Origin of the sequence: Micromonospora sp. WMMB482, assembly GCF_019038635.1 — a bacterium.
GTDB lineage: Bacteria > Actinomycetota > Actinomycetes > Mycobacteriales > Micromonosporaceae > Micromonospora > Micromonospora marina.
The window spans coordinates 5,712,391-5,737,901 of sequence record NZ_JAHOPD010000020.1; the positions used below are offsets into that span (position 1 = coordinate 5,712,391).

A 25,511-nucleotide genomic window follows, 5' to 3' on the forward strand; every position below is an offset into this window, starting at 1 on the left:
CGGGCGCGGGCCACTGAACGTTTGCCGTCACCCGCTGCGGGCAGGAGTGCGACATGACCAGTGAAGAGTCCTTCGGCCGCGCGGCCGGCGACGAACCCGACGGCACGACCGCGTACGAGGCGTCCCTGCGCCCGCCGGGCGAGTCCCTGCACACCACCGACGACACCGGTGACGACTTCGCTGACCTGCCCGCCGAGGACCGGCGGTCGGCACGGGAGGTCAGCCGCGCCGGTTACGACGTGACCGCCGTCTCCGGCACCGGCGACCCGTCCGAGGAGCCGGAGGAGATCGAGGAGGGACGGCCGCTGCGGTGAGCCGTACGCGGGGCGGCGGCTGCGCCGCTCCGCGCCTCGGTCATGCCCCGGTTGGCCAGCGCGTCGGCGCGCTCGTTCTCCGGGTGCCCGTTGTGTCCCTTCACCCACAGCCACGTCACGTCGTGCCGGGCGCAGGCCGCCTCCAGCGCCTGCCACAGGTCGGCGTTCTTCACCGGCTGCTTCGCGGCGGTCAGCCAGCCGTTGCGCTTCCACGAGTTCAGCCAGCCGGTGATGCCGTTGCGCACGTACGTGCTGTCGGTGTGCAGCCGCACCGTGACCGGGCGGGTCAGGCTCTCCAGCGCCCGGATCGCGGCGGTCAGCTCCATCCGGTTGTTGGTGGTCGGGGTGGCCTCGCCGCCGCACAGCTCCCGCTCGTGCCCGCCCCAGCGCAGCACCGCGCCCCAGCCGCCGGGCCCGGGATTGCCGCTGCACGCGCCGTCGGTCCAGATCTCCACGACCCGGCCGGTCTCCGCCTCCACCATGCCCGGCAACCTACCGGGTACGCGGGCGCGCGGGACCACCCGACCCGCCGCGCGCGGCTAACGTGCGGGCATGACCACTCCCCCGGACTTTGCCACGCTCTGCAACTTCCGTGACCTCGGTGGCTGGCGGACCGGCGACGGCCGCACCGTCGCCCGAGGCCGGCTCTACCGCTCCGACTCACTGGCCAAGCTCGCCGGTGCGGATCTGGAACGGTTCGCGGCGCTCGGCGTCCGCACCGTGATCGACCTGCGCTACCCGTGGGAGATCGCCGACCGTGGCCGGGCGCCGGAGAGCCTCGGCGTCTCCTGGCACAACCTGAGCATCGAGCACCGGCCGTACGTGCAGGCCGACATCGATCCCGACGTGGACCCGTGGCGTTACCTGGCCGACCGGTACGCCGAGGTGGCCGAGGACGGCGTGACCGAACTGCGGCAGGCGCTCGAACTGATCGCGGACGGCGACCACCCGCTGGTGTTCCACTGCGCCTCCGGCAAGGACCGCACCGGGCTGCTCGCCGCGCTGGTGCTGTCCCTGCTCGGCGTGGACGACGACCAGATCGCGGCGGACTTCGCGCTCACCGAGCACGCCACCGAACGGCTGGTCGCCGAGTGGCGGGACCGCAACGGCGGCGCGACGCCTGGTTGGCCCGCGTACGGGCGGGCGCCCGCCGAGATCATCCGGCTGGTGCTGGCCGACCTGAGGGCCGCCCACGGCTCGGTGCACGGCTACGTGACCGGCCGGCTCGGTGTCGACGAGCAGACAATCGACGCGCTGCGCGCCCGGCTGCTCACCGGCGACACGAGCCCGCTGCCCACCCAGGGCACCAGCGGCAGTACGCCGACGCCGGCCACCCGCTGAGCGCCGGGTGACGGCCGAGCGGCGGCGCCGCGTCGCCCGGAAAGCAGACGACGCCGATGCGGCCGTGTGGCACGCTGCGTGATCGTGGACACGCGGTGGGACGGCCTGCGGGCCGAGGTGCGGGAGACCATCGGCGCACTGGTCTCCTCCGGCCGGGAGGCCGGTGTGCAGGTGGCCGCGTACCTGGACGGGGTCGCGATCGTCACCGAACAGGCCGGCGCGGCCGACACCACGACGGGCCGGCCGATGACCGCCGACACGCCCGTGCACGCGGTCTCCACCGGCAAGGGACTCACCGCCACAGTGGTGCACGTGCTGGCCGAGCGGGGACGGCTCGACTACGACCTGCCGCTGTCAGCGGTGTGGCCGGAGTTCGCCCGGCACGGCAAGGACGGCATCACGCTGCGGCACGTGCTCACCCACACCGCCGGCCTGCCCGCGCTGCCCGCCGACGTCACGCCGGAGGACTTCACCGACTGGACGCGCATGTGCGACCTGCTCGCCGGCGCGCGGCCGCTGTGGGTGCCGGGCGAACGGCTCGCGTACCACGCCTGGACGTGGGGCTGGCTGCTCGGCGAGGTCGTGCGGCGGGTCACCGGCGCGCCGGTGTCGCGGGTGCTCGCCGAGGAGGTGTCCGGACCGCTCGGTGCGGACCGGGAGCTGTTCCTCGGCGTACCGGAGGCGGACCTGCCCCGGCTGGCCCGGCTGGAGGACGCCGGCCTGTCCGCGCTGATGACCTGGGCCGGGGCGAACCTGCCGCACTTCGACGCGGTCGCCCCGCCCGGCGTACGCCCGGACACCGTCATCGGCTCCCGCCCCGACGTGCTGCGCGCCGACGTGCCGTCGGTCGGCACGATGAGCGCCCGCGCGGTCGCCCGGATGTACGCGGCGCTGATCGGCCCGGTCGACGGGGTACGGCTGATCTCCGCCGCGCGGATGCGGGAGGTGTCCGCTCCCGCGGTACGCGCGCAGGAGTGGGTGTTCGGGCAGGAGAGCACGTTCGGGCTCGGGTACGCGGTCGAGGACGACGGGTCGTTCGGCACCGCCGGCAGCGGCGGGAGCCTCGCGTTCGCGTACCCGGAACTGGGGTTGACGGTGGCGGCGGTGCGCAACCGGCTCGGCGCGGGCGACGGCGACCCGATGGAGCGACTGCGCACGCTCGTGCGCGACCGCGTCACCGCGGCGACCGGCCGCTGAGACTAGCGGCGCAGGCGGGCGCGCAGCCGGCCGGCCGCGTCGCCGAGCACCGCCCCGGTCATCGGCAGCAGCGGGCTGGACCGCATCACCGCCAGATCCTCCGCCGGGCTGGTCACGCCGTCGAGGAACCGCAGCACCCGCTCCGGCGGGTTGCGGTCGAACAGCCGCTCGAAGAACTCCACCCCGCCGACGTGCCCCCGGTCCAGCGCGCGCAGCGCCACCGCGTCCATCCACAGGTGCCGGCCCGGGTACGCGGGCGCGGGCACCGGCGGGCGACCGGCGGCGAGCGCGCCGGCCACCTGGTCGGCCTGGCGCAACATTGCCGAGAACGTGAATCCGGTGGACGGGCGGGTCGCCCCACCGGCGGTGCCCAGCCGCACCACGCGAGGGCTCGGGCGGGACTCGAACGGGCCGTCGGTCATCGGGATCACGCCGTCCTCGACCTCCCGCACCCGCAGCGCGGTCAGATCCAGGCCGAGCAGGCCCGCGTACCCGCGCAGCGCCGCGTCGTAGCCGGCGTCGTCGAGCAGTTCCGGCCCGAACTCGGTGTACTCGACCAGCGCGAACCGGTCGTCGACCGGCAGCACGTACCCGAAGGACACCCCGCGTTGCGGCTGCGGTGTGCGGAAGTCCATCAGCACCGCCCGCTGCGGGTCGAACGTCGGCCGGTCGGCGGCCAGCCACCAGCCCCGGAAGTGCTGCAACCAGCTGGTACGTCCCGGCCGCCTCGGCCGCCGGGGCCGCGAGTCGAGCACCCAGCCGGCCCGCACCAGGTTCCGGCCGTCCGGGTCGCGGACGGTCACCCGCTCACCGTCGTCGTGCAGCTCCCCCGCGGGAACGCTCACCCGGACCGCGTCCAGCCGCCGCTCGGCCGCGGCAGCCCGGTCGTAGACCGGGGCGGAGCGGAGCATGGCGTACCGCAGGGGGTCGAGCGTCAGGACGCGGCGGCCGGCGGGCGTGACCACGTCGACCTGCGACCAGCTCGCGCTCAGCATCGGGTCCAGGTCGTCGCCGGGCAGACCCCAGAACGCCCAGGTGCGGTCCTGGCCGCGCTTGTGCACCGGGTCGACCACCGCGACCCGCAGCCCGGTCACGTCGTGGCGGTCCAGCGCGGCCAGGACCAGGGACGCGGCGCCGCCGCCGCCGACCAGCGCGAGGTCCACGTCGACCGGGAAGGATGCGTGCATCCGGCCACGCTGCCACACCGGCGGACGCCGCCACCGGGCGACCCGCTCAGGGCACCGGGGCGGGCTGCTGCGGGACCGGCTCGGCGTAGGCGGCGGCCACCGTCGCCCGGTCGAAGACCCGCCACGTCGCGGCGATCACCGCGACCGCCACCACGAAACCCACCCAGTACGGCGCGGTGATGCCGAACCGGGCCGCCACCACGCCGCCGAGCAGCGCGCCGACGCAGTTGCCGCCCGCCGCGACGAACAGCGTGGTGCTGCCGACCCGGCCCATCAGCTCCGGCGGGGTGAGCCGCTGCCGCAGCGAGTTCGCCACGATGTTCCACAGTGCGCTGTGCGCCCCGAACGCGAACAGCGCGAACCCGACCACGAGCGCGCTGCGGGAGGCGGCGAGCGCCAGGTGCAGTCCCGCCTCGACCAGCAACCCCGTCCGCACCGTCCAGGTGGGCGTGATCGCGGCGATCAGCCGGTCCCCCACCAGCGAGCCGAGCACGCCGCCGACAGCCATGCAGGTGAACAACGCGCCGTAGCCGACCGAGCCCAGACCCAGCCGCTCGGTGGCGAGCAGCACCAGCACCGCCACCGCCGCGGTGAGCGTGACGTTCAGCAGGCCGATCAGCACCGTCATGGTGCGCAGCAGCCGCTGCCCCCACAGCCAGCGGAACCCCTCCGCGACCTCCGCCCGCACCGACCGCCGCTCCTGCGGCGCCGCGCCGCCCCGGTACGTCCCGGCGAGCAGCCCGACCAGCACGGCGCTCAGCGCGTACGTGCCGGCGTTGAGCGCGAACGGCAGCGACGCCGCCAGCACGAACAGGAACCCGCCGAGCGGGCCGGCGATCATGTTCTGCATCACCTGGGTACCGCCGCCCAGCCAGCCGTTGGCGCGTTCCAGCATCGAGCGCGGCACCACCGCCGGCAGCACCGCCTGCGCGGCGGTACGGAACACCACCTCGCCGGTGTTCACCACGAACAGCACCACGTAGAGCAGCGCGATCCCGGCCCGGTCGGCCAGCATCGCCACCGCGAGCGCGACCAGCGCGCCGACGCGTACCCAGTCGATGAGCACCATCAGCCGCCGCCGGTCCATCCGGTCCGCCAGCACGCCACCGGGCAGCGCGAACAGCAGCCACGGCAGCCACGACACCGCCGCCCCGGCCGACACCACCAGCGGATCGTCGGTGATCGACGCCACGTACAGCGGGGCCGCCACCGTCGCCGTCCCGCTGCCCAGCGCGGACAGCGTGCTCGCCGTCCACAGTCGGGCGAAGCGCCCGCCGAGCCGTTCCCCCGTCACGGCGAGGCAACCTACCAGCGGCGACGCTCACCGCCGACCGATTTATCCGGGCCGGCGGGTGTTGAGGCGGGCGGCCTGCCGGTTCAGGTGGTCACGTTCGGCCAGGCTGGACGCACGGCGGGCCGCCTCCGCGTACAGTCGCGCCGCCGTGGCCGGGTCGCCGTCGCGTTCGTGCAGGTACGCCGCCACCGCCGTGTACCGGGGCAGCGCGTCGTCGAGTGCCGCGAGCGCCGCCAGTCCGGCCCGGGGGCCGTCCGCCTCCCCGACCGCGACCGCCCGGTTGAGCCGGGCGATCGGGCTGCCGGTCAGGCGGACGAGTTCGTCGTACCACTCGACGATCTGCACCCAGTCGGTCTCGGCGGCGGTGGGCGCGTCGGCGTGCAGCGCCGCGACGGCTGCCTGGGCCTGGAACTCGCCCAGCCGGTCCCGGGACAGGGCGGTCTGGAGGATGCCCACGCCCTCGGCGATCAGCGCGGTGTCCCACCGGCTGCGGTCCTGCTCGGCCAGCGGCACCAGGCTGCCGTCGCTGGCGGTACGCCCGGCCCGGCGGGCGTGGTGCAGCAGCATGAGCGCGAGCAGCCCGGCCACCTCGGGGTGGTCGATCACGGCGGCGAGCTGCCGGGTGAGCCGGATCGCCTCGGCCGCCAGGTCCACGTCGCCGGAGTAGCCCTCGTTGAACACCAGGTACAGCACCCGCAGCACGGTGGCCACGTCGCCGGGCTGGTCGAACCGGACCCCGGAGACGGTGCGCTTGGCCCGGCTGATCCGCTGCGCCATGGTGGCCTCCGGCACCAGGTACGCCTGCGCGATCTGCCGGGTGGTGAGCCCGCCGACGGCGCGCAGCGTCAACGCGACGGCCGACGACGGGCTCAGCGACGGATGCGCGCAGAGGAAGTAGAGCCGCAGCGTGTCGTCCACCGCCGGCACCGGCCCGGGCGGCGGCTCCTCGTCCACGAGGTCCTCACGCCGGCGCCGGGCGGCGTCGGCACGGACCACGTCCAGGAACCGCCGCCACGCCACCGTCACCAGCCAGCCGCGCGGATCCCGGGGCGGGTCGTCCGGCCAGACGCGCAGCGCCTCGATCAGCGCGTCCTGCACGGCGTCCTCGGCCGCCGCGAAGTCGGCTCCGCGGCGGACGAGGACACCGAGCACGCCCGGGATGAGGCTGCGGAGCGCGACCCCGTCCATCGGAGGGGTCACTCCGTGATGGTGGGCGGCGCGCTCAGGAACGGGCGCAGCTCCAGCCACTCGTGGATCGGCTTGCCGCCCTGCCCCGGCGCGGCCGACAGCTCGGCTGCGAGTTCGAGCGCGCGGTCGTAGCTGTCCACGTCGATCACCATCCAGCCGGCGATGAGGTCCTTCGTCTCGGCGAACGGGCCGTCGGTGACCGGCGGGCGTCCCTCGCCGTCGTAGCGGACGAACGTCCCCTCCGGGGCGAGCGCCTGGCCGTCGACGTACTCGCCGCTCTCCTGCAGCCGCGCCGCGAACTCCTGCATGTAGTTCACGTGCGCGGAGATCTCCTCCGGCGTCCACTTGTCGATCATCGGCATCTCGGTGACCGGGGTCGGGCCGCCGCGGTAGTGCTTCAGGAGCAGGTACTTCATCGGTGTCTCCTCGTCGAGGGTGCGATCCATTCTGGCCGCGTTCACTCCGGGGACGAAGCCGCCCGTCCGTTCTCGACATCGGTGGCGGAGGAATTTTCGGCGCCACATCGCGTAAGGCATCCTAGGAGGCTAGTTGTGATGGTCCGGGCCGCCCGCCCCCGTCGCGGCGGCCCGGACCCGTCAGCGGATCGCCCGGCGTCAGCCGGCGGCGGTCCGGCGCAGGCCGGTGATCAGCACCGCGCCCGCGACCAGATGCAGCGCCACCAGCGTCAGCGCCGCCGCGCTCCCCGCTCCCCCGCCCAGCGGGCCGAGCAGCGACACCAGCAGCACCAGGCCCGCGACCACCGTCCAGGCGGTCCGGGCACGGGCGGTGAGCCGCTCCAGCAGGGCCAGCAGCGCCCAGCCGGCCAGCCCGGCGAGCAGCGTGCTCACCGCCACTGCCACCGGCGTCACCCGCTGCTCGGCGGAGCCGGTACGCGCGGCCAGCTCCACCCCGGCCACCGGCACCGCGACCACCCAGCCCAGCAGCGTGACGGCGGCCGCCGCGACCACCGTCAGCAGGCGGTCCCGGCGGCGATTCGGGCGGGCGGCGACGGCCGGGATCGTGTGTTCCATCGGTGACTCCTCCAGATCGGGACTACTGCCCGGAACGCTAGGTCCGGCGGCCCGGCGGGCGGATCGGGCCGCCGAGCGGTTCCCGGCTCCGTCGCCGGAACGACCGCCGCCCCGGATCTCCGTCCGGCGACCGATGAGAAGCGGCGGCCCGGCGGCCTAGCATCCGGACATGAGGTGTGCGTCCCGGTCCCGGTTCCTGCTGCTGCTCGACGGCGGCGTCGCCACGGCGAGCCTCGCCGTCTGCCTGCTCGCGCTGCTGGCCTCCGACGCCGGCCCGGACACGACCGGCGCGACCGCCGTCGCGGTCGGCCTCGCCGTGGCGCAGGCGAGCTGTCTGCTGTGGATCCGGCGCCACCCGGGGTACGCCCTGTCCGCCGCCGCGCTCGCCGGCCTCGGCCTGGAGGCGCTCTGCCCGCAGCTCGGCTGGCTCGGCCTGGTCGCGGTGCCGACGGCGTACGTGGCCCGGCTGCGCCCGCCCCGGTACTCGCTCGTCGCGCTCGGGCTGCTGCTGGCGCCCACGCCGTGGAAACTGGTCACCGGCGGCTGGCGGGACCTGCTGCTGGCGGTGACCGCGCTGGGCCTGAGCTGGACGCTCGGTGAGTTGCAGCGGGGCCAGGCGCAGCGGCGCTGCGAGCGGGAACGGCAGGTACGCGCGGCCGAACGGGAACGGATCTCCCGGGAGCTGCACGACGTGGTGGCGCACCACGTGGCGGTCATCGCCGTCCAGGCCGCCGCAGCCGAGGACGTGTTCGACGAGCAGCCGGAGCAGGCCCGGGCGGCACTCGGCGCGATCGACACGGCGGCCCGGTCGGCCCTCACCGAACTGCGGGCCATGCTGCACGCGCTCGCCGCCGACGACGGGTCGAACCCGGACGGGCCGCAGCCGGGGCTGGCGCAGCTCGACACGCTCGCCGACGCGGTACGGGCGGTCGGACTGCCGGTGACGCTGCGCCGGGACGGCGACGGGGAGGTGCTGCCGGGCGGGGTGCAGCTGTCGGCATACCGGATCGTGCAGGAGTCGCTGACAAACGCGCTGCGGCACGGGCACGCGACACACGCCGACGTGGACGTCCGCTACCGGGACGGGGTGCTGCGGCTGGAGGTGGTCAACGACGGCCCGGCACCCGCCCGCCGTCCCGGTACGAGCACCGGGCGCGGCATCGTCGGGATGCGGGAACGGGCCCGGCTGCTCGGCGGCACGCTCGACGCCGGCCCGCTGCCGGCCGGCGGGTTCCGGGTCCACGCGCGACTGCCGGTCGGGGCGGGCCGATGACGGTGCGGGTGGTGGTCGCCGACGACCAGGAGCTGATCCGCACCGGGCTGCGCACCGTCCTCGACGCGCGACCCGGCCTCACCGTGGTCGGGGAGGCCGCCGACGGCGTCGAGGCGGTGGCGGTGGCGACCCGCACGCAGCCGGACGTGGTGCTGATGGACGTCCGGATGCCCCGGCGCGACGGCATCGCCGCCACCCGGGAGCTGGTGGCCGCCGGCAACCCGGCGCGCGTGGTCATGCTGACCACGTTCGACCTGGACGAACACGTCTACGCCGCGCTGCGCGCCGGGGCGAGTGCGTTCCTGCTCAAGGACACCCGTCCGGCCGACCTCGCCGAGGCGGTACGCGTGGTGGCCCGGGGCGAGGCCCTGCTCGCGCCCTCAGTGACCCGGCGGCTGCTGGACCGGTACGCCGACCGGCTGCCCGCGCCCGCGCCCACCGGGGACGTGCTGACCGCGCTGACCGCCCGCGAGCGGGAGGTGCTGACCCTCACCGCGCGCGCACTGTCCAATGCGGAGATCGCTGCCCGGCTGCACCTGAGCACCGCCACCGTGAAGACCCACGTCTCGTCGATCCTCACCAAGCTGGGCCTGCGCGACCGGATCCAGGCGGTGGTGCTCGCGTACGACACCGGGCTGGTCCGGCCGGAGCCGCCGACCCGGTAGGCACGAACCGGACACCAGGCCCCAGACGCGGCGATCCGGGACGGTCCGCCGTCCGGCCTGGCCCGGCATGTCCGCCGTCCGGTGGCGGCAGGGAGCACACGGGACGGCAACGAAGATTTCTCAATTACCCCCAGTGACCGTCGCAACCCTCCTAGTGTTGGCCACACCGGTGCTCGTCACGGAGTTGGCCACCCGAACGACGTCCCACGCCTACAGCGGACGAAAAGTGAGGGAAGACGCGGATGAAGGCACAGTCATTTCTCGGATCGGCGGCGTTCGGCGTGGGCCTCGGCACACTGCTGCTCCCGGCCGCCGCGCTGGCGGACACCAGAGTGTCACCCGCCACCACCCCGGTCGGCGGCACCGTCGTGCTGACCACCACGTGCAACCCGAACGCCGGTGACGCGATCTTCCGGGTCACCGGCCCGGACCGGGACCAGAACGTCCGGTCCACCACAGCCGCCGCGGGCGGCGGCCTGAGCGCCGAACTGTTCACCGCCGGGTTCACGCTCGGCACGTACACGGTGGCCACCACCTGCGGCGACGGCAGCGACGGCGGCAGCGCCACGTTCACCGTCACCCCGATCGGCGGCGCGCAGGCAGGTGGCGGCGGGCGCGACGGCGACACCGGGGTGCTGCTCGCCGGTGGCGTGCTGGCCGCCGGGGCGCTCGCCGGAGGCGCGTACGCGGTCGTCCGCCGGCGTCGCGCGGGCGCCGTCGCCTGACCGGAGCGGTCCGCCCGCGCCGGATGCATCCGGCGCGGGCGTCGCGTTCCTGTTCGACGGAGGTGGAATGCTGTCGGAGTCGCAGCGCCGCTCGCGCCTGCACACCGCCGTCGTGGTCACCGCCGTCACGCTCGCCGCCGCCACCGGCGCCGGGCTGGTCTCGGCCGGGCTCGGCACCACGTCGGCTCCACCGCCGCAGCCCGGGGCCTCCGCCGCGCCGGCGACCGAACGACCGGGTACGGACGGCCCGGCGCTGCCCCGGTCCACGCCGGTGCGGGTCACCGTCCCGCGCATCGGCGTCGACGCCGAGATCGTCCCGGTCGCCACCGACGCGGACGGCGCGCTGGAGGTGCCGCCGCTGGAACGCCCGGAGGTCGCCGGCTGGTACCACCCCGGTCCCGCCCCCGGCCAGGCCGGCAACGCGGTGCTGGTCGGACACGTCGACTCGCAGCACGGTCCGGCGGTGTTCTTCGACCTCGGGCGGCTGCGCGGCGGCGACACGATCCGGGTGCTGCGGGCCGACGGCCGGACCGCGACGTTCACGGTGGACGGCGTCGGGGCGTACCCGAAGGAGCGCTTCCCCACCGCGCGGGTCTACGGCGGCGACGCGGCGGCGCGGCTGCGGCTGATCACGTGCGGCGGGCGGTTCGACCCGCGGACCGGCAGCTACCCGGACAACATCGTCGTCTTCGCCACCGCCACCCGGTGACGCTCAGCCTTCCAGCTCGGCCAGTTCCGCGTCGAGGAGTTCGGCCAGCAGCGCCACCCGGCCCGGGTCGTTGTCGGCGGTGATGTTCCGGCTGGGCATCTCGACGGTCATCAGCAGGTAGAGATACAGCCGGTAGAGCCCGAGCCGCCGCCGCGCCCCGGCGTCGAGCGGGAACGGCGACACGGCCCGGTAGGCGCGCACCAGCGGGTCGTCCGGCTCGTCCTCGGCGCGGCGGAACAGCAGCGGCGACACCAGGTCCATCAGCGGGTCGCCCCACAGGTACCGCTCGCCGTCGACCAGGCCGCTCAGGCGCGGCGTGCCGTCGGGCCCGTCCACGGCGAGCACGTTGCCGGCCCAGCCGTCGAAGTGCAGCAGCGCCGGGCGGCGTACCGCGTCGAGCGCGTCCGCGTGCCGGGCCACCAGATCCCGGATCCGGGACGCCGGCACCGGCAGGGGCACCGCCCAGTCCGCGGCGTCGGCGAGCATGTCGTCCACCATGGCCCGGTAGGCGTCCCGCCACGTCGCGCCGCGGGCCCGGTCGCCGTCGTAGCCGTACCGGTCGCCGGTGACCGTGTGCAGCGCGGCGAGCGCGCGGCCGAACTCGGCGCGCAGCGGTCCGACGTCCGCGCCGGCCCGGGTCAGGTCCCAGAGGGTGCGACCTGGTAGCCGCGCCATGAGCAGCCAGTCGCCCAGTTCGGGGTCGGTGCCGTGGTGCAGCAGCGGCGGCGTCGGCACCCCGGGCGCGCGGTCGGCCACCAGGCGCAGGTAGCGCGCCTCCGCGCCGATCATGTCCCGTTCGTAGCGCAGCAGCGGCACGTGCGGCGGCGGACCGGCCTTGAGCACCACGTCACGGCCGTCGGTCAGGCGTACCTGCCACACGGCGGCGAAGCCGCCCCCGGTCAGCGGGCCGCAGTCGGCCACCTCGGCGTCCGGTCCGAGCGATGCGGTCAGGTAGCGGCGGACCTGCGCGGGGTCGAGGGCACGCTGAGTCGGACTCACGCTCATGGTTCCGGGAGCGTAGTGGGTTGGGATGTAAGGAAGGGCCCCCTGTTAACGCCTCCGGTAGAGGAAGGGCCCCTTGTTAACACCGCCCCGGCGCTTGGGAGAATCGCGGCATGGCGAAACGGCGTGAACGGTCGGCGGCCTGCCCGTGCGGCACCGGGCGGCCGTACGCGGACTGCTGCGCCCCGGTGCACCGGAGCGAGGTGACGGCGGCGACCGCGGAGGCGCTGATGCGGTCCCGGTTCAGCGCGTTCGCGCTCGGCGACGCCGCCTACCTGCGGCACAGCTGGCACTCGACCACCCGCCCGGCCCGGCTGGAGCTGGACCCGGGCACCCGCTGGACCCGGCTGGAGATCGTGGAGACCGGGCAGGGCGGGCTGTTCGACAGCGCCGGGACGGTCCGGTTCCGGGCGCACTACCGCGAGGGCAGCCGGGCGGGCGTGCTGGCCGAGCACAGCCGCTTCGCCCGGGAGGACGGCCGCTGGGTCTACCTGGACGCGTTGCCGGAGTGACGCGGCCCGGCGTGCCGGCTCCCACGACACGACGATCCGGCCTACACTGAGGGTCGGCGCCGTCCCGCGCCCCACCTCCTTTCCGGTGCCCACGCCACCGGCCCGCGGAGGCAAAGGGGGCCCCGAGCCCTCGGGACGCGACACCTCACCACCGCGCGGCAGCCGCACGGCACGGTCGCCGGAAGCGTGGGTTCCCCGACCGGGTCGTGACAGGGAGCGCGCGATGACCCGTCAGAGGTCCTTCAAGTCCCGGGTACGCACCCGGATGGACAAGACCGGCGAGAGCTACACCACCGCCCGCCGGCAGTTGCTCGGCAGAGCCGAAACCACGCCGGCCCCGACGGTCGCCCCCACCGGTGGGCGGACCCAGCAGGACCGCGTCTCCGACGCGCTGCTGCGCGAGCGGACCGGGCAGGAATGGCCCGGCTGGTTCGACCGGCTCGACGCGTGGGGCGCGGTCGACCGGAGCCACACCGAGATCGCCCGTTGGCTGGTCGACACCCACGGGGTGCCGGGCTGGTGGGCGCAGACGGTCACGGTCGGCTACGAGCAGGCACGAGGCCTGCGCGCACCGGGTCAGCGGCGGGGCGGCGGGTTCGAGGCCGGTGCCAGCCGGACCGTCGCCGTGCCGGTGCAGACGCTGTTCCAGGCGTTCGCCGACGAGGCGACCCGGCGGCGGTGGCTGCCCGGCGTCGAGGTGCGGGTGCGTACCGCCACGGCGCCGAAGACGTTCCGGGCGAACTGGGCGAGCGGTCCGAGCCGGATCGTCGTCGGGCTGACGCCGGTGGATGCGTCGAAGTCGCGGGTGGCCGTGCTGCACGAGAAGCTGGCCGACGCCGCCGAGGCGGCGCGGCTCAAGGCGTACTGGCGGGACCGGTTGGGCGCGCTCAAGGCGTTGCTGGAGCGGGAGGCGGCCCGATGACCGGCGCGACCTTCGTCAACCTCCCGGTACGCGACCTCGACGCCGCGGTGGCGTTCTTCGCCGCCCTCGGGTTCGTCCCGGCGCCCCGGCCGCCTGGTGCGCCGAGCGCGCAGCTCGGCTTCGGCGCCGCCACGCACCTGGTCCTGCATCTCCCGGCCGCCTTCACCGCGTTCGCCGGTGTCGACGTCTGCGACACCGCGACCTGCCGGGAGGTGATCGTGGGCCTCGCCGTGGATCGCCGCGAGCAGGTGGACGCGCTGGTGGAGCGCGCGGTCGACGCGGGCGGCAGCGCGCTCGGCCCGGGCCAGGATCTCGGCTACCTCTACATGCGGGGCTTCCGGGACCCCGACGGCCACCAGTGGTCGTTCCTGCACCGCACGGACTGATTCAGGCGGGCAGTCAGAGCGGGATCCCGCGTCCGGTAGGGGCGGGATCCCGCTTCTACCCGCGTGGTGCCGGCTGGACCAGCTCGCCGATGCGCGCGGGCAGTTGCGAGAGCGCGCGGTGGAACGCGACCGGCCCGATCACCCGGTGCAGGGCCTGCACCACGGCGCGGGCACCGCGCTCGGCGTCGGCCGGGCTGACGCCGGCCCGCTCGGCGATCCGGCGCAGGAACTCGTCGTACCCGAAGACCTCGGGATCCTCGACCCGGGCCCGGGCCAGCAGCGGACGAAGCTCGTGCGCGACGTGCGCGGACAGGTCGTCGGCCTCGCCGCCGCTGATGCGTTCGGCGAGCGTGCGCAGCGTCGCCTCGGTCAGCGCGCGGGCGGTCTCCATCGGCATGCCGGCGCGAGCGGACACCCGCGCGTAGAACTCCGGTTCGGCCATCGTCGGTCCTCCCGTCGCAACGGCAGCGTGGCTACCCGCGGCCGGCCTCGGCAAACACCCGCCGCACCGCCGGCCCCGGCAGGCGTCGCTCAGGCCAGGGCCCGCGCCGCCGAGACGATCGCGCCGACGCCGATGCCGGCCCGGTCGAGCTGCTGGGCGGAGGTGCCGGAGCCGGGCAGTCCGCGTACCGCCAGGTGGTTGACCCGGGCCGGTTCGCTCATGTCGGCCAGCGCCTCCAGCACGGCTGAGCCCAGCCCGCCCTCCGGGTAGTGGTCCTCGACCACGACGAGCCGCCCGCCGGTCTCCACGACGGCCTCGGCCAGGCGCCGCCGGTCCACCGGTTTGATCGAGTACAGGTCGATCACCCGGGCGTCGATGCCCTCGCGGGTCAGCTCGTCGGCGGCGGCGAGGCACAGGTGCACAGTCACGCCGGTGCCCAGCAGCGCCACGTCCCCGCCGCCGCGCACCATCCGGCTGCCGCCGATCGGGAACGGCTCGGCGTCGTCGTAGAGCACCGGGTACTTGCCGCGCGTGGTGCGCAGGTAGGTCACACCCGGGTGGTCGGGCATCTGGGCGACCAGGGCCCCGCAGGAGACCGCGTCGGCCGGGCAGAGCACCGTGGAGCCGGGCACCGCCCGCAGCGCGGCGATGTCCTCCAGCCCCATCTGGGACGGGCCGTCCGGGCCGATCTCCACCCCGGCGTGCGAGCCGACCAGCGCGATGTCGGCCCGGGAGACGCCCGCCATTCGGATGAAGTCGTACGCCCGGGACCAGAACGCGGCGAACGTCGCCGCGAACGGCCGGTAGCCGCGCACCGCGAGGCCCACCGCCGCGGCGGCGAGCTGCTGCTCGGCGATGAACATCTGGAAGAACCGATCCGGGTACGCGGTGGCGAAGCGCTCCGCCCGGGTGGAGTCGCTGACCTCGCCGTCGAGCGCGACCACGTCGGGCCGGGCGGCGCCGAGGGCGCGCAGCGCGTCGCCGTACGCGTCCCGGGTGGCGACCTTCGCGCCGCGGGAGTACCGGGGCAGCTCCGGCTGTCCGTGCTCGGCCGGGGCGGTGCGCGGCGCGGGCGGTGGCTTCGGTCCGGCGACCCGGATGCGCCGGGGGCCGCCGAGCCCGCGCACGGCACGCTCGGCCAGTTCCGGTTCGAACGGCTTGCCGTGCCAGGCCGGGTCGTTCTCCACCTCGGGTACGCCCTTGCCCTTGACCGTGCGGGCCAGCACCACGGTCGGCCCGGCGGCGTCGCGCGCCTGCCCGTACGCCTCGTCGATCGCGCCCGGGTCGTGGCCGTCGACCACGATCGCCCGGCAGCCGAACGCCTCCACCCGCCGCCGGTAGGTGTCCAGATCCCACTCCAGCTCGGTGGGGCCGCGCTGGCCGAACCGGTTGACGTCCACGATCGTGGTGAGGTTGCGCAGCCCGTAGTGGCCGGCCTTGTCCAGCGCCTCCCACACCGATCCCTCGGCGGTCTCGCTGTCGCCGCAGAGCACCCAGACGTGGGCGGGCGACCGGTCGAGGTACTGGGCGGCCAGCGCCACCCCGACGCCGACCGGCAGGCCCTGCCCGAGCGAGCCGGTGGCCACGTCCACCCAGGGCAGCACCGGTGTGGGGTGGCCCTGGAGACGCGACCCGGATCGCCGGTACGTCTCCAGCAGCTCCTGCTCGCTGATCGCGCCGGTGGCGCGGAACACCGCGTACAGCAGCGGGGAGGCGTGCCCCTTGGAGAAGATCAGATGGTCGTTGGCGGGGTTGTCCGGGTAGGACCAGTCGTAGCGCAGGTGCCGGGCGACCAGCACGGCGAGCAGGTCGGCGGCGGAGAGGCTGGACGTGGGGTGCCCGGAGCCGGCCATCGTGCTGCACCGGATCGCGTCCACCCGCAGCTGGGCGGCCAGCTCCGCCAGCCCGGTCAGTTCCTCGTCGCGCAGTGTGCGCTCTGCTTCCAACGTCACAGCGATCGTCTCCCGGGCTCGCCGACTTCCGGATCCACGCTAGCCGCGAACGCGACCATTGGTCCCTTTTCCGCCGATTAATGCCCGGCCGGTGGCCAGCCATAGCGCCACCAGCAGGTACGGCAGCACCGCGACCGCGAAGGCCGCCGGGTTGCCCACCGCGCCGGCGAGCAGCCCGTACCCGCCGTAGAAGGCGACGATGGTCAGGTCGGTGGCCATCCCGGCCAGCGACGTGACGGTGGCCCGGGCCGGCCCGGCGATCCGGGCCTGGAGCCGTACGTCGGCGAGCACGGTGGCCAGCTGGAACGCGGCGAACGCCGCCGCCAGCAGCAGGAAGCCCGCCGGGTGCCGCAGCAGCGCCCCGGCCGCCGTCGCCGCCGCCGCGAACACCAGCAGACCGGCGTACCCCCGGTGGGACAGCCGCTCGCCCAGCGGCGCGAGCAGCCCGCCCACTGTCATCCCGGCCCACACCAGCAGGAGCAGCAGCGGTACGCCCACCTCGGCCATGCCGGTGTCCGCGGCCAGCAGCCCGGTGTACTCGTCGAGCCCGCCCCAGATCGCGGTGACCGCCGCGACCAGCAGCACCGCGGCGCGGACGCGGCGGTCGGCCCGCACCTCGCACAGGCCCAGGCGCAGGCTGTCCAGCCAGCCGGGCTCCTCGTCACCCGGCCACTCCCCCGCCTCGTCACCCGCGCCCGGCGTCGGGTGGTCCGGGGACACCTGAGCCGCCGCCGGCACCCGGGGCAGCACCGGGAGCCCGTCCGGACCGGTCGTCGGCACGGGCCCGGCCGGCACGGCACTCGGGATCGGCCCGGCCGGCACGGCACTCGGAATCGGCCCGGCCGGGACGGCCGGCAGGGCTGCGGGCGGTCTGCGGTGCTCCGGGAAGCGGGCCGCGACAGCCGCCGCCAGCAGGCACGTCGCCACGCTCGCCGCGCCGACCGCGAGGTAGCCGCCGAGCGCGAACACCGGCCCGGCGAGCACCCCCGACCCGACCGCGCCCAGCACCTCGGCGGTGCGGGTCCGGCCGATCAGCCGGGCGTACCGGCCGGTCGCGCCGAGGCGTTCCAGCTCGGTGAAGACGAGCGCCTCCAGCGCGCCGGACCGCAGCGCGCCACCGGCGCCCCAGAGCAGGAAGCCCACGGCGAACGCCGGATACGACGGCAGCAGCACCCAGAGCGCGAACCCGCCGGCGGCCAGCAGCGGCGCCAGGCAGAGCAGCAGCCGGCGCGACACCGCGTCGGCCCACACGCCGGAGGGCACCTCCAGCACGATGCCGGCGGCCGCCCAGAGCACGAACAGCGAGGAGATCTGCCCGACCGACAGCCCGGTGTCGGCGAACAGCAGCACGTAGAGCGGGTAGAGCAGGACGAGGTCGGTGAGGAACGCGTACCCGTAGAGCGTCGCCGCCAGACGGCGGGTCGCGGGCACGCGGGCAGGAGCGACGAGCATGGAACCTTCCCACGGGACGTGACGGACACCGGTCGGAATGCACGGCGTCCGCGGCGGCCCGCGGCCTCGTCGCTCAGGAGGGCATCAACATCGCCAGGTCATGCCGGGATCCTATCCGCCACGAGGCGACCGGGTGGTCCCCGGAGGGCACGAATTCGGGGCGGGACCGTGCGGCCCCGCCCCGGTTCGTCGCTGCTGTTCGGGTCAGCGGCGGAACTTCTCCACGTCGGCCTGCGGAATGACCATGGTGGCCTCGCTGTCCGCGGCCTGCTCGGCGGTCGGCTGGCGCGGCGTGGTCGGCTGGGTGCGCTCGGAGTCCGGGTACGCCGGGATGTGCTGCGTCGCCTCCGCGCCCGCCTGCGGCGGCACCGGCTCGGTGGCGTCCGCGCCGGTGGCGGCCGGGGCCGGCTGGGTGCCCGGGTACGCGGGGACCGGCTGCGTGCGGTCCGCCTCGGCGTCGCGGCTCACCGGCTGGGTCAGCTCCGACTCCCCGTACGGGCCGTTGGCGGACAGGCGGGCCTCGACGTCGCGCCGGCCCGCCTGGTACGCGCGGGCGTGCGTGGCGATGGTGCGCGACTCCTCCTCGGCCCGGGTCAGCCAGTTCTCCCAGCGGCTCTGCATCGGCCGGACCAGCCCGCCGCCGACGCCGACGACCAGGATGCCGCCGACGGTGGCGAGCACCGCGATCAGCACTGGGGTGGTGACCGTGGTGGCGACGCCGATCTGGTTGAGCGCGGCGATGACCCCGAGGCCCAGGATGAACACCGAGGCGAGGTTCGCCAGCACCCGGCCGTACGAGAGGCCGCCGAGCGCGCTGGAGATGATGTCCTTCACGGCGCGGGCGATGGCCGCGGCGACCACCACGATGACGATCGCGACGAACGCCCGGGGCAGCCAGGCGATCACGCCGGCGATCAGGTCGGAAATGGGGTTCGGGCCCCAGATGCCGAACGCGAGCTGGAGCGTGACCAGCAGCACCCCGTAGTAGGCCAGCTTCGCGACGATGTCGCTGGCGTCGTACTTCGAGCGGGCCAGCGCGGTCTTGATCCCGCCGCGCTCGACGGCCCGGTCGAAGTGGACCCGCTCCAGCACCTTGTCGACGAGCTTCAGCACGGCCTTGGCGATCAGCCAGCCGACGACCAGGATCGCGACGAACGCGACCGCCTTGGGCAGGAACAGCATCACCGAACGGAACGCGTCGCCCACCGCGTCCCCGAAGTTGTCTGTCATCGAAGGGCCTCCACGTACGTGGTCCAGGGTTGTTCGGGTGGGGCTACCCGGACCCGCGCGCGGGGAAACGCGATCAGCCTCCGGGGCAGCGGTAGACGACCCGGGTGCTGGCCTGCGCCGTCGCCGGTTCGACGATGTTGACGGTGGCGATGCCGGTGGTCGTCCCGACCCCGGTGAACGTCCACTTGAGGGTGAGGGCCGCCGTCTGCTGCCCGCTGCCGACCCGTTCGCTGAGCACCGCGCCGGGCGGTGCGTCCGAGCGGAACCACTGGTAGCGGATCGTCCCGCCGCGCCCGTTGGTGTGCACCGTGGCCACCACGTCGACCGTCACGTCGCAGGCGACACCGGCCGGCCGGGGCACCGCGACGGTGACCCCCTCGACCTCCAGCGGGCGCAGCCGCTGCCACAGGTAGAGGCCGACCGCCAGCAGCAGCACCACGGTGAGCAGCGTGGACAGCACCGAGACGACGCGACGCCAGGCCGGACGCGGGCGGATCGGAGGCGCGGTGGGCCAGGGCGGCGCGGGCGGCGGCGTCGCCGGCACGCCCGGCCCGAAGCGCAGCTCGCCGCCGGGGGCCGACCCGCTGCTCACCGCCCGCGCGGGGCCGGTCCGATCCGGGTACGCCCCGGCGCCCGTCGCCGCCGTGCCGGTGGCGCGGCCCCGATGCGGTACGCCGGTGGGCTGCCAGGAGGCGATGGGCTGCCACGATGCGGTCGGTTCCGCGCCGGGGCGCAGGGGCGGTTCCGCGCTCGGACGCGGGTAGACGGTGGCCTGTCCGGTCGCACCTGCCGATGCCGGGCGCATCTGGACCGTCGCCTCGCCCGCCGGAGCCGGATGGAGGCTCACCGTCGGTTCGCCGGTCTGACCGTCAGGCGTCGCACGGAGGTGGACCGTCGCCTCGCCCGCCGAGCCGTCGCTGGCCGGGCTCAGACTCACCGTCTGCTCCCCCGCTCTGTTGTCCGGAGCCGCCGGGAGGTGAACGGTCACCTCACCTGTGTCGGCTGCCCGCCCGGGGCGCAGGTGCACGGTCGGCTCGGCATCCGGCGGTGTCGGCGTGGCCGAGGCGGCGAGGTCTGCGGTGTGGTCGTCCCCGCCGGGGATCGCCGTCAGGTGGACCGTGGGTTCGGCGGTGGGTGGCTGGTCGGCCGCCGCCCCGGGGAGGTGGACGGTGGACTCCGAACTGACGGTCGCCGCCGGGGTGTCGACGGCGAGCCGGACGGTCGCCTCCGCATGGTCGATCACGAGCGCCGTCGTCGGCTCCGCGCTCTCGGCAGTCGAGTCCGCCTGGTTGACGGCGAGCGACACCGTCGAGTCGGCGTCGGCTCCCGGCCGGACCAGGTGGACGGTGGGCTCCGCGGCGTCCGCGTCGCCGGTGACCGGCAGGGCACGGGTGGGCAGCGCCTCGGTGGGCTCGTCGGGGCGGGTCACGCCGACCGTCCCCGGGACGGGCTGCGGTGCGGGGCAGCGGGCACTGTCGTACTCCTAGCCGGGGGTGCAGGCGTGGTAGAGCGTCACGTACACCGGTGACGCCGAGGTGGTCGTGTTGCCGGCGGCGTCGGCGGCGGTGACCCGGATGGGGATGCGGGCGCTGCGCTTGGGCGTGGACAGCGGGCCGAGCGGGCCGGTGAACACGCCGCGCCCGGCGGCGGCCATCCGGATCGTGCCGGTGGCACCGTCGAGGGTGTAGCCGAACGTGACGGTGAGCGCGGCCGGGCCGCTGCGGTCGTCGATGACGGTGGCGGTGACGGTGCTGGTCTTGGCGCCGTAGGGGCAGCCCTTCGGGTCCAGCTCGCCCGGGTCCGCACGTACGCCGTCCACGACCGGTGCTGTCACGTCCGGTGGCGGCGGGCTGGTGCTGCGCGACGCGCTGGGGGCAGGCGTGCCGGTACGGGTCGGCGTCCCGGTCGGGTCGGGGCTGGCCGGCGGCGCGGGAGGTGGTGCGGCGGACGCGGTGGACGGGCTGGGCGTCGGCGACGGGCTCGGCGACTCGGCGCCGGTCGGGTCCGGTGTGGGTGCGCCGGTGATGGCGGGAGCGGCGCTCGCCGGGCCGGCCGATTCCGCGGCGGACGTGCCGCCGTGGGCGGCGTAGCGGTAACCGGCGCCTCCGGCCAGGACGGCGGCGACCAGCGCACCGGCGGCGAGCGCGGTACGGGTGCGCCCGCCGCGGAACCGTCCGCTCCGGCCGGTGGTGGTGCCCAGCGCGGTGTGGGCGACAGCCGTGCCGCCCTCGGCCCGGTCCGGGAACGGCCACAGCGCGGCGAGCAGCACCGCCCGCCGGGCCAGCTCGCGCAGCCCACGTTCCTCCCACTCCGGGCCGTAGCCGGTGCCGGCGACCCGTTCCAGCAGCTCCAGGAACGCCTCGGCGGACGGCGGACGCTCGTCGGGGCGTTTGGCCATGCCGTGTCGCAGCAGTTCGTGCACCGGCGGGGGTGCCGCCTCGGCGGGGATCGGCGCGCCGGCGTGCTGGTCGCGCAGGGAGAGCAGGTCCGGTCCCTGGTACGGGGGCCGGCCGGTGAGGCACTCGAAGAACGTGGCGGTGGCGGCGTACACGTCGCACGCCGGGGCGGCCGGGGCGCCGGTCCACTGTTCGGGGGCCATGTAGCGGGGCGTGCCGGACACGGTGGTGTCGGAGCCCTGGCCGATCGGCATGGCGATGCCGAAGTCGGCGAGCTTGCTCAGCCCGGTGCCGGTGACCAGCACGTTCTCCGGTTTGTAGTCGCGGTGCACGACTCCGTGGGCGTGTGCGGCGGCCAGGCCCGCGAGTGAGCCCTTGAGGACGCAGAGCGCCGCCTCGGGCGTGGTCGGACCGTGTTCCCGCAGCATCTGGCGCAGGGAGACGCCGTCGACCAGTTCCATCACGATGGCCGCACCGTGCGGGCTCTCCACGTACTCGTAGAGGCGGCTGACGTGCGGGTCGTCGATCTCGCCGAGCAGCCGGGCCTCGGTCCGGAACGCGGTCCGGAACGCCGAGTCCTCGCCCAGGTCGCGGACCAGGTACTTGATCGCGACCGGGGTGCCGGTCGCGTCGTGGACGGCGAGCACGACGCTGCCCGACGCGCCGGCGCCGAGCCGGCGGACCGGCGTGTATCCGGACAGTTCCCAGCCGCTCATGCGACAGACTCCACGGCGTCCCACGGGCGGCTCTCGGACGCCGCCTCGCTCGTCATTCTCATCGTCGCGCAGCCGCCGGCCATCGCCGCAACGGCTGCTTCCGGACGCCGGTCGGCGCCCTGTCGGCCGCGCGGCGCCTCACCGCGCGGCAGGTGGTCGGTATCGGACACCCCGTCACGAGTACCAGACCCCGGCAACCGCGGTCAGAAGCGGCGGGGTGCGGGGATGCCTGCCGGTGGGGGGTTGCGGAGCAGCCAGAGGGGGTTGCTCGCGCCGACGATCTCGCCGTCGCGGTCGCGGACCTGGGTGCGCACGTACGTGCCGGCGCCGACGCGCACCGGCAGGTCGTACCAGCCCTGCCGCAACTGCCGCCAGGGGATCTGCCCGACCCGGACCGCCGGTGTCGGGTCCGCGACACCGGCCCGGTCGACCTCGCCGGTGACCGTCTCCAGCGTGGCCCCGGCCGGCAGGTCGGTGGCGCACAGCCGCACCGTGACGGTGTCCTCGGCGAGCACGGCGAGCGCGCCCATGGCGCTGCGGCCACCCAGTTCCAGGTCCAGCGCGCCCCGGTAGCCGGTCAGGTCGGCGAACCACGCCTGCCCGGCGCGCAGCGCCGCGACCAGGTCGTCAACGCCGGTCGAGGACGCCCACACCGACGTGACGTTCCGGTCCCGGCCGGCCCGCCAGTCGGTGCCGTCGTGGTCGTCGGTGACCCCGACGGCGGTGAGCGGGATCGCGTTACGGGCCGCCACGTCGTACGCCCAGAGGTGGTCCTCGACCGGTCGGCGTCCGATCTCGATCAGGTCGACGCCGAGCGCGTCGCGGCTCACCAGCAGGCGGGCCAGTGATTCGCGGCGCTCCACGTCCAGCGGGTGGTTCCAGCACACCACCCCGCCGTGCGCGTGCAGGAACTCCACCATCGCCTCGGTGGCATCGACGTCGTTGTCCCGGTACGGCGGGGACGGGAAGCGCGGCAGTGTGCCGTCGCCGCCGAACCAGTTGAGGTGCCGCACCATCGACACCTCGTACGCGCGGTGGTGGGTGACGCCTGCGTACGCGCCGTCGTAGCCGCGCAGCACCTCGGCGCGCAACTCCTCGCCCGCCTGGCCGGCGCGGCGGGCGCGGTCGAAGACGAGCCGGTCCACCAGGTACGCGCCGCGCCCGCCGCGGGCCGCGGTCACGCCGAGGCGCAGCCCGCGCAGCGAGTTGTCCCCGGCGACGATGCCGGGCCAGAGCCGCCGCACGTCGGCGAGCAGGTCGAAGGTGTGCCGCCGCCAGGCACCCGCCGGGGCAGGCGTCTCGACGGTGCCGTGCCGGCCGTCCACTGTGTGCCGGACCGTGTCCACGCCGCCGAGGCGGTAGCGCAGCACGAGCTGCCCGGCGGGCCGGTCGGGTCCGGCCGGGTGGTGCGAAAGCGCCACCTCCACGGTGAGCGTGGCGTCCCGCCCTGCCGCTTCGGGGCGTACGTCGAGGTGCAGCGTCGTGTCGGAGATGTTGGCGGTGTGCGTCCAGTTCCACGCCTTGCCCGCGTACCAGAGGGTGCCGGAACCGGCGGCGGTGAGGCGCAGCGCGCGGCCCGGCCCGTCGGGGGCGTCCGGCGCGTCCACGAAGTCGGCGCCCGAGGCGGACAGCCGTCCCTCGGTGGCCGGCTGCCAGGTCCAGGCCAGGCCGCCCTCGCGTTCCTCCGGGCCGTCGAAGTGGACGACCCGGCGGTGGTCGTGGGCGGCGACCCGGAAGTCGTGGTCGGTCCACCAGAGCACGTCGACGCCGTTGCGGCGGGCCTGGTCGAGATGGGCGGCGTAGCTGGCTACGCCCTCGCTGAAGGAGGCGTGCAGATGCATCGCCATGCTGACCGGCCGCCGGCCGCGCGGCGGGGGCGGCGGCCGTTCGTTCGTGGCGGCCAGCCCGACCGGCACGCCGATCCCGGCGACCGCCAGCCCGCCCGCGGCCACGAGCACACTGCGCCGGTCCAGCCGCCCGCGACCCGCCATGCCACTCCCCCCGTTCCGCCCCGGCCAGCGTACGGGTGGACGGCCGGCACGGGGGCACCGCCACCCGGGCGGCTGGGCGGACGCCCGCCCAGCCGCCGGATCAGTGCCGGTCAGGCTGAGCGACGGCACCGGTCCGGGCGGCCACGGCGGACAGCGGACGACCATGACCCGTCCCGGTCAGCGGACGTGAGATCGCCTGCTCCGGCGGCGGGCGCGGTCGGCTCACCGGCCGGCGATCGTCGCTTTTGTCCTCTGGCGCACCACCCGAGGTTGGCAATATTCTCCAACACGCGCTCATTCGTTGCAGTTCCTTTACATCGCCCGGCACCGGTCGGGCCATCGAGGAGGCGAGATGCACTTCGACCACCCCGAGCTGGACCGCCGTACGCTGCTGCGGGCCGGCCTCGGCGCCGCCGCGGTCGCGGTCGTCGGCAGCGAGCTCGCCCGGCCGGCCGCCGCGCAGGCCGCGCCGGGCACGGACCTCGACTGGATCATCAGCTGCGACGAGTGGGCCGCCCGCCCACCGGCCGACCCGCTGTCGGTGAGCGCGATCCCGACCAACAAGATCATCGTGCACCACATGGCGTTCCCGAACGTCACCGACTACTCCGAGGAGCACGCCAAGCAGCTCGCCCGCGACTGCCAGGACCTGCACATGGACGGCAACGGCTGGTCCGACACCGGGCAGCACTTCACGGTGAGCCGCGGCGGGCACGTCCTGGAGGGGCGGCACGGCAGCCTGGACCGGCTGCGCGCCGGCGACCGGCAGATGATCGCCGCGCACTGCCCGGGCGAGAACGGGCGGGCCATCGGCATCGAGAACGAGGGCACCTACGTCATCGAGACGCCGCCGGAGGAGCTGCTGGACTCCCTCGTCCGGCTGTGCACCGCGATCTGCCGGCAGTACGGTCTGCACGCGCACGACATCTTCGGCCACTGGGACTTCCGCGCCACACTCTGCCCGGGCGCGATGTTCTACCGGGAGTTCCCGGCGCTGCGCCGGGCCGTGTTCAAGAAGCTCGGCACGAAGCTGGGCGACGTGCCGGCCCGCCGCTGGCCGGACATCTGGCGCTTCGTCGGCGGCCCGGTGGTCCAGGTCGCGCAGTACCTGCTCACGTTCCGCGGCTACACCGTGCCGGTGAACGGCGTGTTCGACGCGGCCACGGTCGCGGCGGTGCAGGACTGGCAGGCGCGCAACGGCATCCCGGTCGACGTCGACGCCACGCTCACGGCGCCCACCTGGGAGACCCTGGCCCCGGAGCTGGACCAGAAGTCGTCGGGCGTCCCGGTGGCCGCCGCGCAGTTCATGCTCGCCTCCAAGGGCTACGCCGAGGTCACCCCGACCGGGGAGTACGACCACGTCACCCGCACGGCGGTGAAGGACCTCCAGCGCCTGCACGGACTACCGCCCACCGGCAAGATCAGCACCACCACCTGGTGCGCACTGGTGGGGGGTGTGGTGCGCCAGTCGTTCCACAAGCACTGACGGCGCACCGGCGGGGAGAGCGGTGGGGGTGGCAACGGCGCCACCCCCACCTCGTCGTTGCGGGGTGGAACGCGACGAAACGTCGGCATTGACGACTGGT

The 25,511-nt window shown here is 75.1% G+C and carries 25 protein-coding genes; 11 read left to right on the forward strand and 14 right to left on the reverse strand.

Features of this window, described 5'->3' with window-relative positions; all coding sequences use genetic code 11:
• Positions 1–53 precede the first annotated feature (53 nt).
• Complete coding sequence (locus KSK32_RS27925; RefSeq protein ID WP_216934064.1) at positions 54–314, forward strand: hypothetical protein; 261 nt, start codon at positions 54–56, stop codon at positions 312–314.
• Here KSK32_RS27925 and rnhA read toward each other — a convergent pair.
• Positions 233–796: a ribonuclease HI gene (gene rnhA, locus KSK32_RS27930; RefSeq protein WP_216934080.1), complete on the reverse strand. Its 564-nt coding sequence runs from the start codon at positions 794–796 to the stop codon at positions 233–235. The two genes, KSK32_RS27925 and rnhA, sit on opposite strands and share 82 nt — an antisense overlap.
• 70 nt (positions 797–866) lie before the next feature.
• Between rnhA and KSK32_RS27935 the strand changes: the two genes are divergently transcribed.
• Together KSK32_RS27935 and KSK32_RS27940 are read left to right on the forward strand one after the other, a co-directional pair.
• Positions 867–1,655, forward strand: a complete 789-nt coding sequence (locus KSK32_RS27935) for a tyrosine-protein phosphatase (protein ID WP_216934082.1) — start codon at positions 867–869, stop codon at positions 1,653–1,655.
• Between the two features lie 84 nt (positions 1,656–1,739).
• Positions 1,740–2,852, forward strand: coding sequence for a serine hydrolase (locus KSK32_RS27940; protein ID WP_289256414.1), 1,113 nt, complete (start codon positions 1,740–1,742; stop codon positions 2,850–2,852).
• Positions 2,853–2,854: 2 nt separating this feature from the next.
• Here the strand turns inward: KSK32_RS27940 and KSK32_RS27945 are convergent, their stop codons facing one another.
• The 5 genes from KSK32_RS27945 to KSK32_RS27965 all read right to left on the reverse strand — a co-directional run bounded on the left by KSK32_RS27945 (position 2,855) and on the right by KSK32_RS27965 (position 7,552).
• Positions 2,855–4,039 (reverse strand): lycopene cyclase family protein, encoded by a 1,185-nt coding sequence (locus KSK32_RS27945; RefSeq protein ID WP_216934092.1) that lies wholly within the window; start codon positions 4,037–4,039, stop codon positions 2,855–2,857.
• A 46-nt stretch (positions 4,040–4,085) separates the two neighbouring features.
• Entirely contained in the window at positions 4,086–5,333 is a 1,248-nt protein-coding gene (locus KSK32_RS27950) for an MFS transporter (protein ID WP_216934093.1), read from the reverse strand.
• A 42-nt stretch (positions 5,334–5,375) separates the two neighbouring features.
• Positions 5,376–6,521, reverse strand: a complete 1,146-nt coding sequence (locus KSK32_RS27955; protein ID WP_216936402.1) for an RNA polymerase sigma factor — start codon at positions 6,519–6,521, stop codon at positions 5,376–5,378.
• Between the two features lie 8 nt (positions 6,522–6,529).
• Positions 6,530–6,937: a YciI family protein gene (locus KSK32_RS27960; RefSeq protein WP_216934095.1), complete on the reverse strand. Its 408-nt coding sequence runs from the start codon at positions 6,935–6,937 to the stop codon at positions 6,530–6,532.
• 198 nt (positions 6,938–7,135) lie between these two features.
• Positions 7,136–7,552, reverse strand: a complete 417-nt coding sequence (locus tag KSK32_RS27965) for a DUF6069 family protein (protein WP_216934096.1) — start codon at positions 7,550–7,552, stop codon at positions 7,136–7,138.
• A gap of 169 nt (positions 7,553–7,721) precedes the next feature.
• On the opposite strand from KSK32_RS27965, the gene KSK32_RS27970 reads away from it, so the two are divergent.
• From KSK32_RS27970 to KSK32_RS27985, 4 genes are all read left to right on the forward strand, one after another.
• A complete protein-coding gene (locus KSK32_RS27970; RefSeq protein ID WP_216934098.1) occupies positions 7,722–8,825 on the forward strand; it encodes a sensor histidine kinase in 1,104 nt (367 codons plus the stop codon).
• On the forward strand, positions 8,822–9,490 hold the full coding sequence (locus tag KSK32_RS27975) for a response regulator transcription factor (protein ID WP_216934100.1): 669 nt from the start codon (positions 8,822–8,824) through the stop codon (positions 9,488–9,490). The genes KSK32_RS27970 and KSK32_RS27975 overlap by 4 nt, the downstream gene beginning before the upstream one ends.
• 242 nt (positions 9,491–9,732) lie before the next feature.
• Positions 9,733–10,215 carry a hypothetical protein gene (locus KSK32_RS27980; RefSeq protein WP_216934102.1) on the forward strand — a complete coding sequence of 161 codons (483 nt, stop codon included), beginning with the start codon at positions 9,733–9,735 and terminating at the stop codon, positions 10,213–10,215.
• Positions 10,216–10,282: 67 nt separating this feature from the next.
• Positions 10,283–10,924 carry a class F sortase gene (locus KSK32_RS27985; RefSeq protein ID WP_216934104.1) on the forward strand — a complete coding sequence of 214 codons (642 nt, stop codon included), beginning with the start codon at positions 10,283–10,285 and terminating at the stop codon, positions 10,922–10,924.
• A gap of 3 nt (positions 10,925–10,927) precedes the next feature.
• Here KSK32_RS27985 and KSK32_RS27990 read toward each other — a convergent pair whose 3' ends face one another.
• The gene (locus KSK32_RS27990; protein WP_216934106.1) at positions 10,928–11,929 is read right to left on the reverse strand and encodes a phosphotransferase family protein; all 1,002 of its coding nucleotides are present in this window, start codon (positions 11,927–11,929) and stop codon (positions 10,928–10,930) included.
• 110 nt (positions 11,930–12,039) lie between these two features.
• Here KSK32_RS27990 and KSK32_RS27995 point away from each other — a divergent pair, with 110 nt between their 5' ends.
• The 3 genes from KSK32_RS27995 (at position 12,040) to KSK32_RS28005 (ending at position 13,746) form a co-directional block, all read left to right on the forward strand.
• Positions 12,040–12,438 (forward strand): YchJ family protein, encoded by a 399-nt coding sequence (locus KSK32_RS27995; RefSeq protein WP_216934107.1) that lies wholly within the window; start codon positions 12,040–12,042, stop codon positions 12,436–12,438.
• Between the two features lie 223 nt (positions 12,439–12,661).
• A complete protein-coding gene (locus KSK32_RS28000) occupies positions 12,662–13,360 on the forward strand; it encodes a hypothetical protein (RefSeq protein WP_254187213.1) in 699 nt (232 codons plus the stop codon).
• On the forward strand, positions 13,357–13,746 hold the full coding sequence (locus KSK32_RS28005) for a VOC family protein (protein ID WP_216934109.1): 390 nt from the start codon (positions 13,357–13,359) through the stop codon (positions 13,744–13,746). Before KSK32_RS28000 ends, KSK32_RS28005 begins: the two co-directional genes overlap by 4 nt.
• Before the next feature lie 55 nt (positions 13,747–13,801).
• Here KSK32_RS28005 and KSK32_RS28010 read toward each other — a convergent pair whose 3' ends face one another.
• The 7 genes from KSK32_RS28010 to KSK32_RS28040 form a co-directional block, all read right to left on the reverse strand.
• A complete protein-coding gene (locus KSK32_RS28010) occupies positions 13,802–14,188 on the reverse strand; it encodes a DUF2267 domain-containing protein (RefSeq protein ID WP_216934111.1) in 387 nt (128 codons plus the stop codon).
• Positions 14,189–14,277: 89 nt separating this feature from the next.
• Entirely contained in the window at positions 14,278–16,140 is a 1,863-nt protein-coding gene (locus KSK32_RS28015) for a transketolase (protein ID WP_216934112.1), read from the reverse strand.
• A gap of 39 nt (positions 16,141–16,179) precedes the next feature.
• Entirely contained in the window at positions 16,180–17,592 is a 1,413-nt protein-coding gene (locus tag KSK32_RS28020; protein WP_216934114.1) for an MFS transporter, read from the reverse strand.
• Positions 17,593–17,796: 204 nt separating this feature from the next.
• Positions 17,797–18,822, reverse strand: coding sequence for a hypothetical protein (locus KSK32_RS28025; RefSeq protein ID WP_216934116.1), 1,026 nt, complete (start codon positions 18,820–18,822; stop codon positions 17,797–17,799).
• Positions 18,823–18,895: 73 nt separating this feature from the next.
• Positions 18,896–20,251, reverse strand: a complete 1,356-nt coding sequence (locus KSK32_RS28030) for a hypothetical protein (protein WP_216934117.1) — start codon at positions 20,249–20,251, stop codon at positions 18,896–18,898.
• Between the two features lie 54 nt (positions 20,252–20,305).
• Positions 20,306–21,934 carry a serine/threonine-protein kinase gene (locus tag KSK32_RS28035; protein ID WP_216934119.1) on the reverse strand — a complete coding sequence of 543 codons (1,629 nt, stop codon included), beginning with the start codon at positions 21,932–21,934 and terminating at the stop codon, positions 20,306–20,308.
• Between the two features lie 203 nt (positions 21,935–22,137).
• The gene (locus KSK32_RS28040; protein ID WP_216934122.1) at positions 22,138–23,925 is read right to left on the reverse strand and encodes a hypothetical protein; all 1,788 of its coding nucleotides are present in this window, start codon (positions 23,923–23,925) and stop codon (positions 22,138–22,140) included.
• Between the two features lie 352 nt (positions 23,926–24,277).
• Between KSK32_RS28040 and KSK32_RS28045 the strand changes: the two genes are divergently transcribed.
• Complete coding sequence (locus KSK32_RS28045) at positions 24,278–25,411, forward strand: N-acetylmuramoyl-L-alanine amidase (protein WP_216934124.1); 1,134 nt, start codon at positions 24,278–24,280, stop codon at positions 25,409–25,411.
• The last annotated feature ends 100 nt before the right edge of the window (positions 25,412–25,511 follow it).

Coding starts and splice junctions, on each gene's coding strand:
- KSK32_RS27990 (WP_216934106.1), bottom strand. CDS start 11,929: ATGAGCGTGAGTCCGACTCAGCGTGCCCTCGACCCCGCGCAGGTCCGC.
- KSK32_RS27945 (WP_216934092.1), bottom strand. CDS start 4,039: ATGCACGCATCCTTCCCGGTCGACGTGGACCTCGCGCTGGTCGGCGGC.
- KSK32_RS28045 (WP_216934124.1), top strand. CDS start 24,278: ATGCACTTCGACCACCCCGAGCTGGACCGCCGTACGCTGCTGCGGGCC.
- KSK32_RS27965 (WP_216934096.1), bottom strand. CDS start 7,552: ATGGAACACACGATCCCGGCCGTCGCCGCCCGCCCGAATCGCCGCCGG.
- KSK32_RS27935 (WP_216934082.1), top strand. CDS start 867: ATGACCACTCCCCCGGACTTTGCCACGCTCTGCAACTTCCGTGACCTC.
- KSK32_RS28000 (WP_254187213.1), top strand. CDS start 12,662: ATGACCCGTCAGAGGTCCTTCAAGTCCCGGGTACGCACCCGGATGGAC.
- KSK32_RS27955 (WP_216936402.1), bottom strand. CDS start 6,521: ATGGACGGGGTCGCGCTCCGCAGCCTCATCCCGGGCGTGCTCGGTGTC.
- KSK32_RS28005 (WP_216934109.1), top strand. CDS start 13,357: ATGACCGGCGCGACCTTCGTCAACCTCCCGGTACGCGACCTCGACGCC.
- KSK32_RS28010 (WP_216934111.1), bottom strand. CDS start 14,188: ATGGCCGAACCGGAGTTCTACGCGCGGGTGTCCGCTCGCGCCGGCATG.
- KSK32_RS28035 (WP_216934119.1), bottom strand. CDS start 21,934: ATGAGCGGCTGGGAACTGTCCGGATACACGCCGGTCCGCCGGCTCGGC.
- KSK32_RS27970 (WP_216934098.1), top strand. CDS start 7,722: ATGAGGTGTGCGTCCCGGTCCCGGTTCCTGCTGCTGCTCGACGGCGGC.
- KSK32_RS28025 (WP_216934116.1), bottom strand. CDS start 18,822: ATGACAGACAACTTCGGGGACGCGGTGGGCGACGCGTTCCGTTCGGTG.
- KSK32_RS27960 (WP_216934095.1), bottom strand. CDS start 6,937: ATGAAGTACCTGCTCCTGAAGCACTACCGCGGCGGCCCGACCCCGGTC.
- KSK32_RS27975 (WP_216934100.1), top strand. CDS start 8,822: ATGACGGTGCGGGTGGTGGTCGCCGACGACCAGGAGCTGATCCGCACC.
- KSK32_RS27995 (WP_216934107.1), top strand. CDS start 12,040: ATGGCGAAACGGCGTGAACGGTCGGCGGCCTGCCCGTGCGGCACCGGG.
- KSK32_RS27925 (WP_216934064.1), top strand. CDS start 54: ATGACCAGTGAAGAGTCCTTCGGCCGCGCGGCCGGCGACGAACCCGAC.
- KSK32_RS28020 (WP_216934114.1), bottom strand. CDS start 17,592: ATGCTCGTCGCTCCTGCCCGCGTGCCCGCGACCCGCCGTCTGGCGGCG.
- rnhA (WP_216934080.1), bottom strand. CDS start 796: ATGGTGGAGGCGGAGACCGGCCGGGTCGTGGAGATCTGGACCGACGGC.
- KSK32_RS27985 (WP_216934104.1), top strand. CDS start 10,283: ATGCTGTCGGAGTCGCAGCGCCGCTCGCGCCTGCACACCGCCGTCGTG.
- KSK32_RS28040 (WP_216934122.1), bottom strand. CDS start 23,925: ATGGCGGGTCGCGGGCGGCTGGACCGGCGCAGTGTGCTCGTGGCCGCG.
- KSK32_RS27980 (WP_216934102.1), top strand. CDS start 9,733: ATGAAGGCACAGTCATTTCTCGGATCGGCGGCGTTCGGCGTGGGCCTC.